This window comes from Anabaena sp. 90 (assembly GCF_000312705.1).
GTDB lineage: Bacteria > Cyanobacteriota > Cyanobacteriia > Cyanobacteriales > Nostocaceae > Dolichospermum > Dolichospermum lemmermannii.
This window is the reverse complement of sequence record NC_019427.1, coordinates 1,698,275-1,714,627: the sequence shown is the minus strand read 5'-3', so window position 1 is coordinate 1,714,627 and position 16,353 is coordinate 1,698,275. Positions and strand designations below refer to the sequence as shown.

14 protein-coding genes are annotated in these 16,353 nt (G+C 39.2%); 9 read left to right on the top strand and 5 right to left on the bottom strand.

Annotation, left to right across the window (positions count from 1 at the left end):
- Window positions 1–62 precede the first annotated feature (62 nt).
- Both ANA_RS07755 and ANA_RS07750 read right to left on the bottom strand, forming a co-directional pair.
- Window positions 63–188, bottom strand: a complete 126-nt coding sequence (locus ANA_RS07755) for a photosystem II protein Y (RefSeq protein WP_015079507.1) — start codon at window positions 186–188, stop codon at window positions 63–65.
- 228 nt (window positions 189–416) lie between these two features.
- Window positions 417–920, bottom strand: a complete 504-nt coding sequence (locus ANA_RS07750; protein WP_041457827.1) for a gamma carbonic anhydrase family protein — start codon at window positions 918–920, stop codon at window positions 417–419.
- A 238-nt stretch (window positions 921–1,158) separates the two neighbouring features.
- On the opposite strand from ANA_RS07750, the gene ANA_RS07745 reads away from it, so the two are divergent.
- The 6 genes from ANA_RS07745 (at window position 1,159) to map (ending at window position 6,922) form a co-directional block, all read left to right on the top strand.
- Entirely contained in the window at window positions 1,159–1,674 is a 516-nt protein-coding gene (locus tag ANA_RS07745) for a TIGR02652 family protein (RefSeq protein ID WP_041457824.1), read from the top strand.
- Between the two features lie 78 nt (window positions 1,675–1,752).
- Entirely contained in the window at window positions 1,753–1,896 is a 144-nt protein-coding gene (locus tag ANA_RS27460) for a hypothetical protein (RefSeq protein ID WP_235082058.1), read from the top strand.
- 115 nt (window positions 1,897–2,011) lie between these two features.
- Entirely contained in the window at window positions 2,012–2,434 is a 423-nt protein-coding gene (locus ANA_RS07740; RefSeq protein ID WP_041458305.1) for a VOC family protein, read from the top strand.
- A 151-nt stretch (window positions 2,435–2,585) separates the two neighbouring features.
- Window positions 2,586–5,417: a M16 family metallopeptidase gene (locus ANA_RS07735; RefSeq protein WP_015079502.1), complete on the top strand. Its 2,832-nt coding sequence runs from the start codon at window positions 2,586–2,588 to the stop codon at window positions 5,415–5,417.
- A gap of 89 nt (window positions 5,418–5,506) precedes the next feature.
- The gene (locus ANA_RS07730; RefSeq protein WP_235081976.1) at window positions 5,507–5,920 is read left to right on the top strand and encodes a cupredoxin domain-containing protein; all 414 of its coding nucleotides are present in this window, start codon (window positions 5,507–5,509) and stop codon (window positions 5,918–5,920) included.
- A 174-nt stretch (window positions 5,921–6,094) separates the two neighbouring features.
- Window positions 6,095–6,922 carry a type I methionyl aminopeptidase gene (gene map / locus ANA_RS07725; RefSeq protein WP_041457822.1) on the top strand — a complete coding sequence of 276 codons (828 nt, stop codon included), beginning with the start codon at window positions 6,095–6,097 and terminating at the stop codon, window positions 6,920–6,922.
- A gap of 100 nt (window positions 6,923–7,022) precedes the next feature.
- Here map and ANA_RS07720 read toward each other — a convergent pair whose 3' ends face one another.
- Both ANA_RS07720 and cax read right to left on the bottom strand, forming a co-directional pair.
- Entirely contained in the window at window positions 7,023–7,583 is a 561-nt protein-coding gene (locus ANA_RS07720; protein WP_041457820.1) for a peptidoglycan-binding domain-containing protein, read from the bottom strand.
- A gap of 339 nt (window positions 7,584–7,922) precedes the next feature.
- Entirely contained in the window at window positions 7,923–9,020 is a 1,098-nt protein-coding gene (cax, locus tag ANA_RS07715) for a calcium/proton exchanger (protein ID WP_015079498.1), read from the bottom strand.
- A 251-nt stretch (window positions 9,021–9,271) separates the two neighbouring features.
- Here cax and ANA_RS07710 point away from each other — a divergent pair, with 251 nt between their 5' ends.
- The gene (locus ANA_RS07710) at window positions 9,272–11,935 is read left to right on the top strand and encodes a DUF3536 domain-containing protein (RefSeq protein WP_015079497.1); all 2,664 of its coding nucleotides are present in this window, start codon (window positions 9,272–9,274) and stop codon (window positions 11,933–11,935) included.
- An 895-nt stretch (window positions 11,936–12,830) separates the two neighbouring features.
- Window positions 12,831–14,573, top strand: coding sequence for a WD40 repeat domain-containing serine/threonine-protein kinase (locus ANA_RS07700; RefSeq protein WP_015079495.1), 1,743 nt, complete (start codon window positions 12,831–12,833; stop codon window positions 14,571–14,573).
- Window positions 14,574–14,625: 52 nt separating this feature from the next.
- Here ANA_RS07700 and ANA_RS07695 read toward each other — a convergent pair whose 3' ends face one another.
- Window positions 14,626–14,925 (bottom strand): 30S ribosomal protein PSRP-3, encoded by a 300-nt coding sequence (locus tag ANA_RS07695; protein ID WP_015079494.1) that lies wholly within the window; start codon window positions 14,923–14,925, stop codon window positions 14,626–14,628.
- A gap of 590 nt (window positions 14,926–15,515) precedes the next feature.
- On the opposite strand from ANA_RS07695, the gene ANA_RS07690 reads away from it, so the two are divergent.
- On the top strand, window positions 15,516–16,316 hold the full coding sequence (locus ANA_RS07690) for a tetratricopeptide repeat protein (RefSeq protein ID WP_015079493.1): 801 nt from the start codon (window positions 15,516–15,518) through the stop codon (window positions 16,314–16,316).
- Window positions 16,317–16,353 lie beyond the last annotated feature (37 nt).

Genomic DNA, 16,353 nt, shown 5'->3' with positions numbered 1-16,353 from the left:
GATAAATAACTTCCCTGTTCCCTATTACCCATTACCAATCACCTATTACCCATTACCTAAAATTATGCTTCTCTGCTCAAAAAGTTTTGGACTTGTCTAAGAGCAGCAGCACCGATATTGAAAACAGCCCAACCAGCAGCGATCGCTACAGGTGCTAGAACAATTAATACACGATTATCAAAGTCCATATCGAGAAATCCTCTCTAAATTCAAAAATCTTAAGTTTTATCAACAGTTCTCAACTTTTATTGTGATCTGAAGTGGGGAATTTTTTCAAGCTTCTATGTAAAGTTTGATTAAAAGTCAGGGAAAAGGTGACAGGTGACAGGTTACAGGGAGCAGGTAAGAAGTTTATTCCAATGACCAATGACCAATGACCAATCACCAATGACCAATCACCAATCACCAATCACCAATCACCCATTAGCAGCATGAAGCAGGGCTAATTGATAGTATTTTTCAGCGTGTTCTATGAGTTCGGTGATTTCTGTGTCTGAGAGTTGACGGACTACTTTACCGGGAACACCCATGACTAGAGAACCGGGAGGGACATTTTTAGTGACTACTGCACCTGCGCCGATAATGCTGCCTGTACCGACCCTTACACCATTTAGGATAATAGCACCAATACCAATTAAACTACCACTTTCAATGTGAGCAGAATGTACCACAGCGCGATGGCCGACAGTGACATGATCTTCTAAGATTGTGGGTACGCCTGGATCACCATGGAGAATTGCGCCGTCTTGGATATTTGTACATTCGCCAATTTCAATTCGTTCTACATCACCTCTAACCACAGATCCATACCAAACGCTGGCTCTGGCTGCTATGCTTACAGAACCAATGATTACAGCGTTGGCTGCCACAAAAGCAGCTTGAGAAAATTCAGCAGATTTCCAGTCACAAGAGATAGACACGATAGAATATGGATATGGTACCCAGGAACACTGGAGAAACTCCAACCTTTAGGGCTGGTTGCCAAACCAGAATATCACAGCGTTGGACTTCTATCATCAGACGGTTGTGAAACTTGTTCTCAGGCACTATCTTCATTTTTATGTAGCAGTGAGCAAGTTATCTAAAGTAGTGGAGCAGGAGTGTAATCTTAAACCTACTGGTGCTGGCAAAAAACAATACTATGTTTATACGCACTTCATGATAAATCCAGGCTTTCAGTACCCGATATTTGGCCCTGAAATACAGTGTCCTCACTGTCGCCAAATTATTTCGGCTTTAACATTGACGGATACTTATCTATGTCCTCGTCATGGCGCATTTGAAGCTGAACCCAAAACTGGGGAGTTAGTCCATTTACAGTCTGGTCGTCATTGGCGCAGATGGGATGGTGAATGGTATCGTCAACATACTCATCCTGATGGGATTCGGTTTGAAATTCACGAAGCTTTAGACAAGCTTTATACTCAAGGTTATCGGGCTACGAGGATAATTGTCGCTAACCGTTATCAGGAGTTAATGAGTGGCTATTTGGAACGGAGTACACCTTGGCGTTCTGGACAAGGGGAAGTTGCTACGGGGGCGCGGTTATATGGTTTACCTGTAGAGTTTAGCCCTGATTCAGCCACAGAACCTTGCTGGGAAGTGATTAACTTTGATTTGGATAAAGAACCTGGTGTACCAGTGCGTTACCCATATTTCCGGTTGTTTGAGTAATAGTCAGTGGTCAGTGGTCAGTAGGGGCGAAGCATTTGGAAGATAAATTATCGGTCATTACCAAAAATAGTTCTCCAAATGCTTCGCCCGTACAGTGGTCAGTGGTCAGTAGGGGCGAAGCATTTGGAAGATAAATTATCGGTCATTACCAAAAATAGTTCTCCAAATGCTTCGCCCGTACAGTGGTCAGTGGTCAGTAGGGGCGAAGCATTTGGAAGATAAATTATCGGTCATTGCCAAAAATAGTTCTCCAAATGCTTCGCCCGTACAGTGGTTTGTGGTTTGTGGTAATAAAGAACTAGCAACCGACAACCGACAACTGACAACTGACAAAATTATGCACCATGCTTCCATTAGAACGGCAAATATCCATCTAGCGATCGCTTTTTATGAGCAGATAGGGTTTACGGTGGGCGATCGCTTCACCACCGGTTATACTCTAGCTTGCTGGATGGAAGGTTTGGGCGGGAGAATTGAACTCATCCAAATTCCTCAACCCAAACCAGCCCCAGATGCTTTTAATGATGAACATTATGTCGGCTATTATCATCTTGCTTTTGATGTGACTCAGATCACACCAGATTTACCAACTTGGTTGGAAAGCTTAAAAACACGGTTAGCGACAATAGAAAATTTACCACCTCTGAAAATTCTTTTAGAACCTACACAGCAGCAAATTGGCGATAAAATCTTAGAAGTCGCATTTATCGCTGATTTTGACGGATTACCTCTAGAATTTTTACGGTTTTTGCATAAATAGGCTGTAAATTAGTATTTATGCCCTTGGGGTGATACAATATTTTTCCTTTTCAGGTACATTTCTAGTTTCCATGAGGTACAGAAACATTTGCCCAATTTTTTAGTCACTCAATATATGTAACTTAAATTACATATATCTATTCGCCAAAGATATGTCTTTTTTCTCTATCGCCCAACGACATCGCTTTTCTTTAGTCATCTTGAGTATCTGGATCATAGCCGTTTTTGTGTTAAATCAAGATGCTGCTTTTAGCGGAGAAAGGGCGGATTTTTCCACCTCTTCCCACAACTCCAACCCAGAAAAATCTCAGAAAACATTAGTCGCTAAAGAAACACCAAATCTCGCTATTACAGCAAATGTTCATAAAACAGTCCTTGATAATGGTTTAACTGTGATCACTAAGGAGGTTCATAATGCTCCTGTGGTGACAGTGCAATTATGGTACAAATTTGGATCAGGTCAGGAAGCATCTGGGGTAAATGGTATTGCCCATCAATTAGAACATATCATGTTTAAAGGTACTAGCAATCGTCCTATCCAATTTGGGCGGTTATTTAGTGCTTTGGGCAGTGATTCTAATGCTTTTACCAGTTATGACCAAACCGCATATTACAATACTGCGGAACGGGATAAACTCACGGCTCTGTTGACGCTAGAAGCAGATAGAATGAAAAACTCGCTGATTGATCCTCAACAGTTAGCTAGTGAGAAGCGAGTAGTTATTTCTGAATTACAAGGTTATGAAAATAGCCCCGAATATCGTTTAAATCGCGCTGTGATGCTGTCTGTTTTTCCAGATCATCCCTATGGATTACCTATTGGGGGAACTAAGGCTGATGTGGAGAAATTCACAGTTGAGCAAGTGCGAGAATATTATCAAAAATTCTATAGTCCTGACAATGCTGTTTTGGTAATTGCGGGAGATTTTGACACCGCACCAACTTTGAAAACTGTGCAAACTGTGTTCGGGAAAATCCCCAAACGCCAATATTCACCCCATCATCTCATAACTCCATTACCTGCCGCTACTCCTGCACCTGCAATTAAATTACAAGAACCGGGGGGAAATCCATTACTCCAACTAATTTACCCACTTCCCCAAATCAATCAACCAGATATTCCCGCTTTGGAAGTTATGGATTATATCTTGACTGCGGGTAAAAATGCTTACTTGTATCAGGAATTAGTAGAATCGGGTTTAGCTAATAATGTTTCGGGAAATGTTGCTAGTTTACGTGGGGGTGGTTGGTATGAAATATTAGTAACAGGTTCAGGAAATCAGGACTTAAATAAAATTGATGCAGCGGTAATAAAGGCGTTAGGAAAACTTGCCAAAGTCGCTGTGACAGAAGAACAGATAGAAAGAGCAAAAACTCAATTAACAGCTTCAGTTATTTTAAATAACCGTGATATTACCAATCAAGCTATGCAATTGGGTAATGATCAAATCACGACGGATAATTATCAATATACAGAAAAGCACTTAGTAAATATTCGGAAAGTCCAAGTTGCTGATGTGATGAATGTCATCAATAAATATCTACAACCAGCAGCCCGAAAAGTCGGATTTTTTGAACCTACTCAGCAAGCAGAAACTAACCAAAGTTCATCTTACTCAACGCAAACAGAAGATAATTTTGCTGTTGATGTGGCTGTAGTTCCAGCGGAAGTCAAGAAGTATTTACCACCTCTAGATATATTACCCAAAACGCCAGAAAGACAAATCCCCCAACAGTTACAGCTTGCTAATGGGTTACGCGTGTTACTGTTACCAGACAAAACTACACCAACAGTGACTTTGAGCGGATATATCAAAGCGGGAACAGAATTTGAGGCAGATAATCAAGGAGGATTAGCGTCTTTAGTGGCAGCAAATCTGATGAATGGCACGAAAACCAAAGATATGCGAACTATTGCCCAAGGATTAGATGCAAAAGGCGCAAATTTGGACTTTGAAGCCTCTCGTGAAGGTGTACGGATTAAAGGTAGTAGTTTAGCGGTGGATTTACCAGTTTTGCTGGGGACATTGACGGATGTAATTAGAGATAGTACATTCCCAGAAAAAGAGTTTGCACTTTCACGTCAACAAGCTTTAACTTCCCTAGATTCAGATTTAGATGATCCTGATAAGGTTGCAAATCGTATCTTTGTGCAGTCTATTTATCCGAAAAAACACCCATTACATACCTTCCCAACTGCGAAAAGTATTGAACAAATTCAACGTCAAGATCTAATGGCTTTTAAAGCCCAACATTATCGTCCTGATACCACAGTTTTAGCAATCGTCGGCGATTTTGATGTTACCAAAGTGCGATCGCTCATTCAAGCAAAATTAGGAAATTGGCAAGTAAACGGCAAACCACCAACGGTAAAATATCCCAATGTGGGGATGCCAAAAAATGTAATTAATGTTAATCCTGTTGTCCCTGGTAAACCCCAAGCGATAACTTACATGGGTTACACCGGCATTAACCGTCAAGATAAACGATTTTATGCGGCGATGATCTTGAATCAAATTCTCGGCGGTGATACATTATCGAGTAGACTAGGGGCAGAAGTGCGCGATCGCCAAGGCCTAACCTACGGAATTTATAGCAATTTCATCACAGGTAAGAATGTTGGTACATTTCTCATTGAAATGCAAACCAGTCCAGAAGACGCACGCAAAGCAATTTCCAGTACCCGCAACCTCCTGAAGCAAGTTCATCAACAAGGTGTGACAGCACAGGAAGTAGAAACAGCTAAACGCAATTTAATCAGCAATTATAATATTTCTTTGGCCAATCCCGAACAGTTAAGCCAGAGAATGGTGATGAATGAAGTTTACGGGTTGAATCAGATAGAATTGCGCTCATTTATCAGCAAAATAGAACAAGTCAATCTCAATCAAGTCAATCAAACCGCTCGTGAATTACTTCACCCTGATAAAATTGTTGTTGTCACCGCAGGGCCACAAATTCTGGCACATAAAAAGATTAAATGAATGTGGTTCATGGATAATGGGAACAGGTGTGATTGACAATTATCCATTGAGCCATGAGTAACTTTTTGATTTGTTTATTCTCTCTGCTAATGAGTATAGTAATAATGGGTACTTCTCCAGCAACAGCAGAGAATCTATCTAGTAATCTCCTCAAACAACCACCAATAGAGATTACAGTTAGCTTGGGTAATGTTGCTAATGAATTAAAATTTGAGCCAAATCATTTAGAATTTACCTCTGGTAAACGCTACAATCTCAAGTTAAATAATCCTAGCTCACAAAAACATTATTTTACCGCTAAAGACTTTGCTGATGCAATTTGGACTCAAAAAGTCGAAGCCGGCAATGTAGAAATTAAAGGGAATATTCACGAATTAGAACTTAAACCTGGTGCAGAAGCAGAATGGGTATTTGTCCCCATGAAACCAGGTAAATATGCTTTAGGATGTACTATAGCTGGACACGCAGAAGCAGGAATGAAAGGAGAAATTGTGATTAGGTGATCATTTTTCACTGTCAGAATCAGGATTTACAGGATTTGTGGATTTACAGGATGAATATCTGTGTTTCTCTAGAAGCGCAAAATAAGTTAACTTAAATATAGATATTTTTTGCCAATAAATCTCAACAACTTCACAGCTAACCGGTAAAAGCACCCCTAATTCCTAAACTTCATGATGAATATTTTCGCTAACTTACTTTCTCAACCAGCCCAGCCAAAACCCGAAAAACGACAACGCGGAGGGATTGAAATTAAATCAACCCGTGAAATCGAAATTATGCGACAATCAGCGAAGATTGTGGCAACTGTTCTCAAGGAAATTTCTGACCTAGTTCAGCCAGGAATGACCACGGCCGATTTAGATGCTTATGCGGAAAAACGCATCCGCGAAATGGATGCAACTCCTAGCTTTAAAGGATATCATGGGTTTCCCGCTTCCATCTGCTCTAGCATTAATAATGAAGTTGTCCATGGAATTCCTAGCCATAAAAAGGTAATTCACACAGGAGATGTATTAAAAGTTGATACAGGTGCTTATTATCAAGGTTTTCATGGTGATTCCTGTATTACTATCGCTGTGGGTAGTGTGACGAGTGAAGCCGCAAGACTGATTAAAATAGCCGAGGAGTCTCTATATAAAGGGATTGAACAAGTAAAAGCTGGTGTACATTTGGAGGAAATCGCCGGTGCAATTGAAGATCATGTCAAAGCCAATGGTTTTACAGTGGTGGAACAATTTACTGGTCATGGTGTGGGTAGAAATTTACACGAAGAACCAGCGGTTTTTAACTATCGAACTCGTGAAATACCGAATGTGAAATTGCGTTCAGGAATGACTTTAGCAATTGAACCAATTTTAAATGCTGGTTCTAAAAATACCAGAATTTTAGCTGATAGATGGACTGCGGTAACAGTTGATAATGCTTTATCTGCTCAGTTTGAGCATACTGTATTAGTGACAGATAGTGGGTATGAAATTTTGACTGATAGAAATCATCTTTAACTATGATTCTTTTGATTTAGATGATTTATATGACAAATGACAAATGACAAATGACAAATGACAAATGACAACTAACAAACGACAAATGACAAATGACAAATTAAATTGTTAGTTCCCACCAAGTTTTTTGACCAACCACACCATCTGTTGATAGACTTCGACGATTTTGAAAGGCTTTGACAGCAGTTTCGGTAACTGGTCCAAAAACTCCATCAATAGGTAGTCCATAACCATTAGACATTAACAATTTTTGTAAAACTTTCACAGATATGCCTGAATTACCAAAACCAATTACGGGCATAGGTTTATTCTGGGTTGTGCGATATCCTGTTGATAATTGAACACCTTTTTTATTGGTCATAGGGATATTCCCAGCATCAGCTAATTCAAAAGAACTGCTGGATATCTGTTTTTGTGTGATTTGCTTAAATATTTGGTGTCGTCGGAATGAGAGAATTGAGAGATTACTTGGGGAAGTTTCATTTATGTGGATAAATTCTGGTGGTGTAATTTGAGCAGAAGAAACTAACTTATTTGATTGATGATTTGTTGGCTGTACACCATTTTCTAGGTGAAACAAGGTTTGGTTTAATGGAAAATGGGGTATAGTTAGTGATTTCTGATTAAATACACCCATCATCAGCAGTCCGATTTCATTCATTGTCTTTTATAATTGTATTTATTTATAAAATGGGAAATGGCAAAAGCAGAGAAGAACGGATATAAACTGGCACTGAGTTTTTTGAAAAATCAAATATTAGTCCTATATATGTAATTACTATGATCAAATAGTAAAAAATATTTAGGGATATTGATGTATCATAAATCTATAGGTTGATATCAAAAGAATGATCTGATTTGACACTATAAGAATTATTGATTTCATTCATCTATCTTAAGGGAGTTAAAATCATTAAAAAAATATTTAGGACTTGGTAGAAGAGAAAAATTCCCAATTTATGAGATCGGGAATTTTAGACTTTTGATCAGGTAAGATATTTTAACCGATACTGTTGGCAACTGGATGGAAGTAGAAGGCAAAACCCAAGACAGTATAAGCAGCTAGGAGTAATGTCCCTTCTAACCAATTAGATTTACCATCAGAACTAATGCTATTAGCAATTAAAACTGATACAGCAACAGCGACTAATTCAAAGGGGTTAAAATCTAAATCCATTGGTTGGCCAATTACCCAACCGGCAATTACTAAAACCGGGGCCACAAACAGGGCAATTTGCATACTTGAACCCACAGCGACAGACATAGCCAAATCCATTTTGTTCTTCATGGCTACGGTAACTGCGGTAGCGTGTTCAGCAGCATTACCGATAATAGGAACTAAAATTACCCCGGTAAATAGGGCGCTTAAACCTAGTTGAGATGTAGCGACTTCCAATGAACCAACTAGTAGTTCTGACTCAAAGGCAACTAACAGGGTGCAAACTAAAAGGACACCACTCCATAACCAAACATTTGGTTTTTTATGGACAACTGCTTCTGCTTCCTCTTCAATATCTGCCACACCAACATCATACAAATAAGCATGAGTTTTCATGGAAAATAGCAGTGTTAAGCCGTAAACTAGAATTAAGACGACAGCTACAGCTAGGGAAAGATTCTGTACGGTTTTTTCACTAATCCCTATGGAGGTATAGTTCATTGCTGTTGGTAACAAAATGGCAATTACCGCCAAATTCATAGAAGAAGCATTTACACGAGCTATAACTGATTCAAATGTTTGTTCTTTGTAACGAATTCCGCCTAATAACATGGATAAACCCATGACTAAGAGTAAATTACTGATAATTGATCCAGTTATACTGGCTTTGACGACATCAATTAAGCCCGCATTCAGGGCAACTAAGGCAATAATCAATTCTGTGGCATTGCCAAAAGTCGCGTTTAAAAATCCGCCTATTCCTGGTCCAACAACTACAGCTATTTCTTCCGTAGCTGTACCCATCCAAGCTGCTAGGGGGAGTATAGCTAATGCAGCGGTGATGAAAACTATCAAGTCTCCCCATCCTAAAAAGTGGGCTGTTAGAGATATGGGTATAAACAACAGCAGCACGCTGAAAATAATGTTCTTGATTGACATTTTTACCTTTAGTTCAGGGGATATCTGCACAGGGACTAAAACATTATGTGCATTTGAACACCTATCATATCTGTCAAGGATGGTGATTGGTAATTGGTAATTGGGGTTCGATATTATTCCCCTTTTTTCTCCTGACTTCTATTAAAATTTAGAGGTGTTATTTATAACTGATTTTATGAGAAAACAATTGTAGAAATGTAGATATAGTAAGAATATTCTGCAAAATTACACATTTATTTGGATAAAAATATATGACTTTGGCAGCGGAAAAACCCAGTAGTTCTGGCTCAATATTACCATTAGATCAAGAGCCTAAATCCAGTCCTGAACATGATCCCCTGAAAACTGCTCAGGGTGTTTATGTCACGGTTCATGGTCATTTTTATCAACCTCCTAGAGAAAATCCTTATCTTGATGCGATTGAACGTCAACCCAGTGCTAGTCCTTTTCATGACTGGAATGAGCGCATTCATTGGGAGTGCTATCGTCCTAATGCCTTTGCTAGAGTCTTAAATGACCGAGGTGAAATTGTGAAGATTGTGAATAATTATGAATACATGAGCTTTAACATTGGTCCAACGCTGATGTCGTGGTTAGAACGCTACGATGGGTCCGTTTATCAGCGGATTTTGGAGGCTGATGCTAAAAGCTGCGATCGCCTCAATGGTCATGGGAATGCGATCGCTCAAGTCTATAATCACATTATCCTTCCCCTAGCCAATGAACGGGATAAACATACACAAATTCGCTGGGGTAAGGAAGATTTCCATTCTCGCTTTGGCCGTGATCCTGAAGGAATGTGGTTGGCAGAAACAGCCGTAGATTATGCCACCTTAGAAGCATTGGTAGCAGAAGGGATTAAGTTTATCATTTTAGCCCCTTCTCAAGCCCAGCGTTGTCGTCTAATCCCCACAGGAGATGATTCTGGTGGTCAATGGCATGAGGTGGGGGGTAATCAGATTGATCCTACTCGTCCTTATCGCTGTTATTTAGATAGCGATGAATCTGCAAACAAATCAACTGCCTATATTGATATCTTTTTCTATGATGGTCCGATTTCGCGGGATATGGGTTTTAGTGATGTTGTCTACAATTCCCATCATTTTGCGGGACGCATTGGGGCAGCTATTCGCGGGGATCATCGTCAGTCCCAATTAATTTCTGTAGCTACAGATGGGGAAACCTTTGGACATCACAAAAAAGGCACAGAAAAGACTTTAGCCTATGCTTTTATTGGTGAGTTTCCCCGTCATGGTTGGACTGTCACCAATTTTGCCCATTATTTGAGTTTAAATCCTCCCTCTTGGGAAGTAAAAATCAAGTCTGTGACGGCTTGGAGTTGCGCCCATGGTGTGGATAGATGGCAAGATGATTGTGGTTGTGGTGGTGAAGGAGGCGTGTGGCATCAAAAATGGCGACGGCCGTTAAGAAATGCTTTAAATTGGCTGCGGGATCAGTTAATTGATGTTTATGAGGAATATGGCGGTACATTATTTCGTGATCCTTGGCAAGCGCGGGACGAATATGTTCATATCATGGGCGATCGCACTCCCGCTAATATTAACCGGTTTCTGTCCCGCCATCAAACTCGCAAACTCCAAGCGGTTGAACAGGTAGAAGCTTTACGCTTGTTGGAAATGCAGCGTCACTCTTTACTGATGTTTACCAGTTGCGGCTGGTTTTTTGAGGAAATTTCCCGTCCAGAGGGAACACAAATTTTGCGTTATGCCTCCCGTGCTTTAGAATTAGCCGGAGATGTGGCAGGTATCCAATTAGAAAAGGATTTTCTTAAACGTTTAGGTTTAGCTCCTAGCAATGTAGAGGAGTTTAAACATGGGGCTGAGATATATCGTCGGTTGGTGCTAACTGCCCAAATTGGCTTTAAACAAGTTGCTGCCCATTACGCCATTACTTCCCTATTTAATCATCACCAAAATACTGCCCCTGGACAAGAGACAGATAAACACCCTCATAATCATCATCAGCGTGTTTATTGTTATGATGCTCATGAGCTAGATTATCATAAGCAAAGCCTGGGACCATTAACTATGGCGGTGGGGCATTTGCAGCTAGTGTCAAATATTACTTGGGAAAATGAAAATTTAGTATTTGCGGTTTTGCATTTGGGTGGTTGGGATTTTCATTGCTGTATTCAAAAGTTTGAAGGACGACGTAACTATAGTCAAATCAGAGAAAAGCTGTTTGCAGCCTTGCAACAGGCTAGTATCGCTCATGTTATTTTGGTGATGACTCAACTATTTGGTGATGAAGCCTTTAGTTTGCAAACTTTATTTGCGGAAGAACGTCACCGCATTATGCGGTTGTTGAGTCAGGAAACACTGGCACGATTAGACCAGTTATATACTCAAGCCTATAGGGATAATTACGGTGTAATTATGGCCTTTCATCGGGATGAATTGGAAGTACCACGAGAATTACAGGTAGCAGCGGAGATTGCTTTGGGTTATCGTTGTTTAACAGCTTTAAAATCCCTAGAACAAGATATTAGCGAACTACAATTAAGCTGGAATCTGATTGTAGAATTAGAAGCGATCGCTACTGAAGCCAAACATCTCCGTTGTCAATTAAATATCCCCGATGGTAATCAAATTCTAGAACAATTGATAGTCCGGTTATTGTGGCAATTATTGTATGATGCCAATAGCAAAATAGATACAGATATCCAACGTTTAGAACGATTGATTGATGTTGGTCATAAATTACATCTTGGCATTAATTTAAACCATTCTCAAGAACTTTACTGGAGTTGTTTACACAGTCAAATATTGCCACGAATTACCAGTATTGATAATGAAGCCGAAACTATTCAATGTCGTCAATTGCTAAAATTAGGACAAAAATTAGCGGTTGATGTCAGTCCTTATTTAGGGCTTGCTGAAAAAGTCTTTTCGTGAGGGCTAGGAGTCACCGAGTCAGGAGTCACCGAGTCAGGAGTCAGGAGGAAGAATTAGAAGGAGAGAAGAATAGTCTCAAATTTCAGAAAGTGATAGGTTTTTAATGGTTTCAATCCTTATTCCTTGCACCTAATTCACTTTTTTAACCGGGAAACTCTTAATCTATCTAGGTTTTCGGTTTATTCAGCAAGCCCTATTTAGATAAATTGATTTAAATTTGTAGGGTGGGCAATGTCCACCCTAATCTTACAGTTTAATCTTGGGGAGGTTTACAATGGTACGGATACAGCCACTGACATTTAAAGAGTCCATGAGTATGTTTTTCTAAAAAAGATCCAGTATTGTACTTTTTTGAGATATTAATTCCGGCTTTTGTTTTGATTTCATAAAGCCAAGGAAAAGACACTATCAGAACAGCCATAACACCGAAGAGATACAAAGAAAAAGTTACAGCTTTAGGAAATTTGCGGGACTGAAAATTGATTTTTTTAGGCATAGAAGTGGTAAACCCAATGTCTATTATAGCTTAAAGATGTCTATTATAGCTTAAAAATCAAAATATGGTTTTGATTAGGTTAAGGTTAAAAATAGTTATGTCGTAGGTTGGGCTGGCAGAAGGAAACCCAACAAAACTCTTGATAATGTTGGGTTTTGCTATCACTCAACCCAACCTACATTTCCTTAACCTAACGAGTAAGTAGGTTAGCATTGAAAATCGTCGCTATGGCAAGGCAAGAGGCAAGAGGCAAGAGGGTTTGGGAGATTTTACTTTTCGTTACATATTACTCTTCGAGAAGCCGCTTCGCGTCTACGGTTTTTTTCCGTTCACCTACTTATTACAATGGGAACTATTTTTATCATCCAGAAACAGAAAAAGGAATCTAGAAAATAAATTGTGTTAATTAAAGAAGATTATCATTTAATCAAGCAGATTAGTAAAAGGGGATTTTGTCAAACATTTCTTGCTGTAGATGAAAGTCAATTTCCGCCAATTCCTTGTGTTATTCACCAATTTTCATCTCAATATCAAACACTGGAAAATTTTCAATATCAGGTAGAGAAATTAACGGAATTAGGTAAACATCCGCAAATTCCTTCCCTAATCACACATTTTAAAGAAAATGAATATTACTATTTAATTCAAGAATTTATTGAAGGTGATAATTTAGCTAGTTTATTAGCAAAGCAAGGTGTTTTTAATGAAACTCAGATTTGGCAAGTTTTAAAAAGTTTATTACCAGTTCTCAAGTTTATTCATGATCATCAAATTATTCACCAGAATATTCAACCAAAAAATATTATTTTGCGGACTGTAAATCAAAGTCAAGATTTATTAGATAATCTAGTTTTAGTTGATTTTGCTGCAATGAAATTTGTCAATATCAATGAATCTAAAGATGATTTAGTTGGTAGTCCAGAATATATTTCGCCAGAACAAATACAAGGTAAAGCTGTTTTTGTCAGTGATCTTTATAGTTTAGGTATAACTTGTATTTATCTACTAACTCAAATACCACCTTTTGAATTATTTGATATTACTAATAATAGCTGGATATGGCGAGATTATCTCACCAATCAAATTAGCGAACATCTAGGACAAACCCTTGATAAACTTATAAAATATAATTTACAAGAACGCTGGCAATCAGCAGATCAACTTATTTATACTTTGGGAATTAAAGATCATTATTTGCCTTTATTATCCCCAATTAATCATCCTTTATGGCAACTTTCCTATCCTCTTGAAAATCAAATCAATAGTTCTATTAATACTGTGGCATTAAGTCATGATGGTAAAATATTAGCCAGTGGAGAAGATAATAAAAGTATTAAATTATGGGATTTAAACAATCGGCAATTAATAGCAAATTTTTTCGGACATACTCAAGCTATAACATCAGTTATTTTTAATCACAATGATACAATTTTAGCCACAGCTAGTGATGATCAAACTATGAATTTGTGGGATGTGAAGACATTAGCAAAAATTCATCTTCTGACTGGACATTCACACGCTGTTAAATCTCTAGCATTTCATCCCCAAGGGCAAATTTTAGCTAGTGGAAGTTGGGATAAAACTATTAAAATTTGGGATGTGAATACAGGTTTAGGACTGAATACTTTAACTGGGCATAAATTACAAATAAATGCTGTAGCTTTTAGTCCCCAAGGACGACTTTTAGCAAGTGCTAGTTATGATCGCACAGTTCGCATCTGGCAATTAGAAGACGGAAAATTTAACTTATTAACAACTCTTTCCGGTCATACTTGGGCAGTTTTAACAGTTGCTTTTAGTCCCAATGGTCAAATTTTGGCAACGGGTAGCGGTGATAATACAATTAAATTATGGGATGTTGGCACTGGTGAATTAATTAGCACACTTTCAGGTCATTCTTGGTCAGTGGTGGCTGTAGCTTTTAGTGCTGACGGAGAAACGCTGATTAGTGGCAGTTGGGATAAAACGGTAAAAATTTGGCAAATCAGCACAAAAAAAGAAATTGCTAGTCTTGTAGGTCATACAGACTCAGTATCTAGCGTTGCTATGAGTCATGATGCAAAATTGATTGCCAGTGGTAGTAAGGACAAGACAATCAAATTGTGGCAAAGGGGACTGGTGATAGGTGATAATTTTACTTAATTACCCATGACCAATCACCAATTACCAACTACCAATTACCAACTTAAAATCATCAGGCGCTACCTGTGAAGGCAACCTCTGGAAATTTCAACTGTGCTTCTGCCATTGGACGTTTTCTGCCTTCTTCTTGCCAGTAGTTAATCACTTCTGTGGCTTTGTTGAGTAACTCCACCCGATCAACATCTGTAATCCAGTGTTTGGATTCTAACTCTTTTTTTAGCTCTTCCCAGGCATCATTTCTGGGCCAAAAAAAGTATTTGGTTAAGGGGCTAGATCCTTTACCAACAACCTGATCAACTGCTAGGGCGACGTTTTCGTCTAACCAGAGAATTTTTAAAATGAACTTGGTCAATTACACCTCCGGGGAATATCCGGGTTTTACTTACTAAGTTTGCGACCCCTTATTTTAACTCAATGTTTGAATAATTGACCAATGAGTGAAGAAATTTGGGAATCTTCTGTTGTCGGAGAAGTCAGGAGTCAGAAGGAAGAGGGAAGAATGAGTAAAACCCTCTTTTAATCTGAGTTTCGTGATCTGCTATATCATTAATTTTGTTGCATATCACGTCAGAGTTAGGTCAGTAACCCAGCCCTAAAGGGACTGGGCTTGCAAGAGTAATCAAGCAAGCCGTACTGACCAGACCACCCTGAGTTTACTCTCATGGTAGCCGTTGTTTGAGTCACGACACCCCGGAATGCGAAGCTAGTTCCCTGCTCTGTCGCTTGTGATTAAACAGTTCTAAGGTCACTGGAACAGTGTTGCAAGCTCAAGCAAGCTCTTATAACAGGTCGAAGCTAACATTACCCCAGAAATGGGAGTTGGTTTCCAGATTCCAATCAAAAATCTGGTTTCAATTTTAATATCCACAGCGGTTAAAACCGCTCGTGTCGTTTCCCTCTCAGGTCTAAAGACGCTGAGTTTCCCACTTACCGGGTGTTCTTATGATTAAACTAATTGGTATTTTCCTGAGTCTGTTGCTGGTTTTTGGCTGGAATACACCAGTTATGGCAGAATCTCAACCCATTACCGCCGAGGAGTTGCAAGCAGGGGATGAATTAGCGACTAAGGCTTTTGCAGCCACAAATCAGGGTGATTTTGTGAAAGCGGAGGCTTATTGGACAGAAATTATTGAAAAATTTCCTACCAATGCGGGCGCATGGAGTAATCGCGGTAATTCTCGTGTCAGTCAAAATAAGTTACAATCCGCATTGACAGACTATAACCAAGCTATAAAACTTGCTCCCAATGTGACAGACCCTTATTTGAATCGGGGAACAGCATTAGAAGGTTTGGGAAGATGGGATGAAGCGATCGCTGATTATAATCGTGTATTAGAATTAGATCCTCAAGATGCTATGGCTTATAATAATCGTGGTAATGCTAAAACAGGTTTAGGGAAATGGCAAGAAGCGATTTTAGATTTCCAAAAAGCCACAGAAATTACCCCCAATTTTGCCTTTGCTAGAGCTAATTATGCCCTGGCTTTATATGAAACCAGTCAATCAGATAAAGCTATCCGCGAGATGCGGAATATAGTCCGTAAATATCCTCGATTTGCTGATATGCGTGCCGCTTTAACAGCCGCTTATTGGGTGAGGGGAAATAAGGGAGAGGCAGAAAGTAATTGGGTAGCTGCTTATGGACTAGATACCCGTTATAAGGATATGAATTGGGTAACGAATATCCGTCGCTGGCCACCAAGTATGGTAGCAGCTTTGGATAGATTTTTGAAATTACAATAAATTGAACAGGGAACGGGGAACGGGGAACGGCGAACGG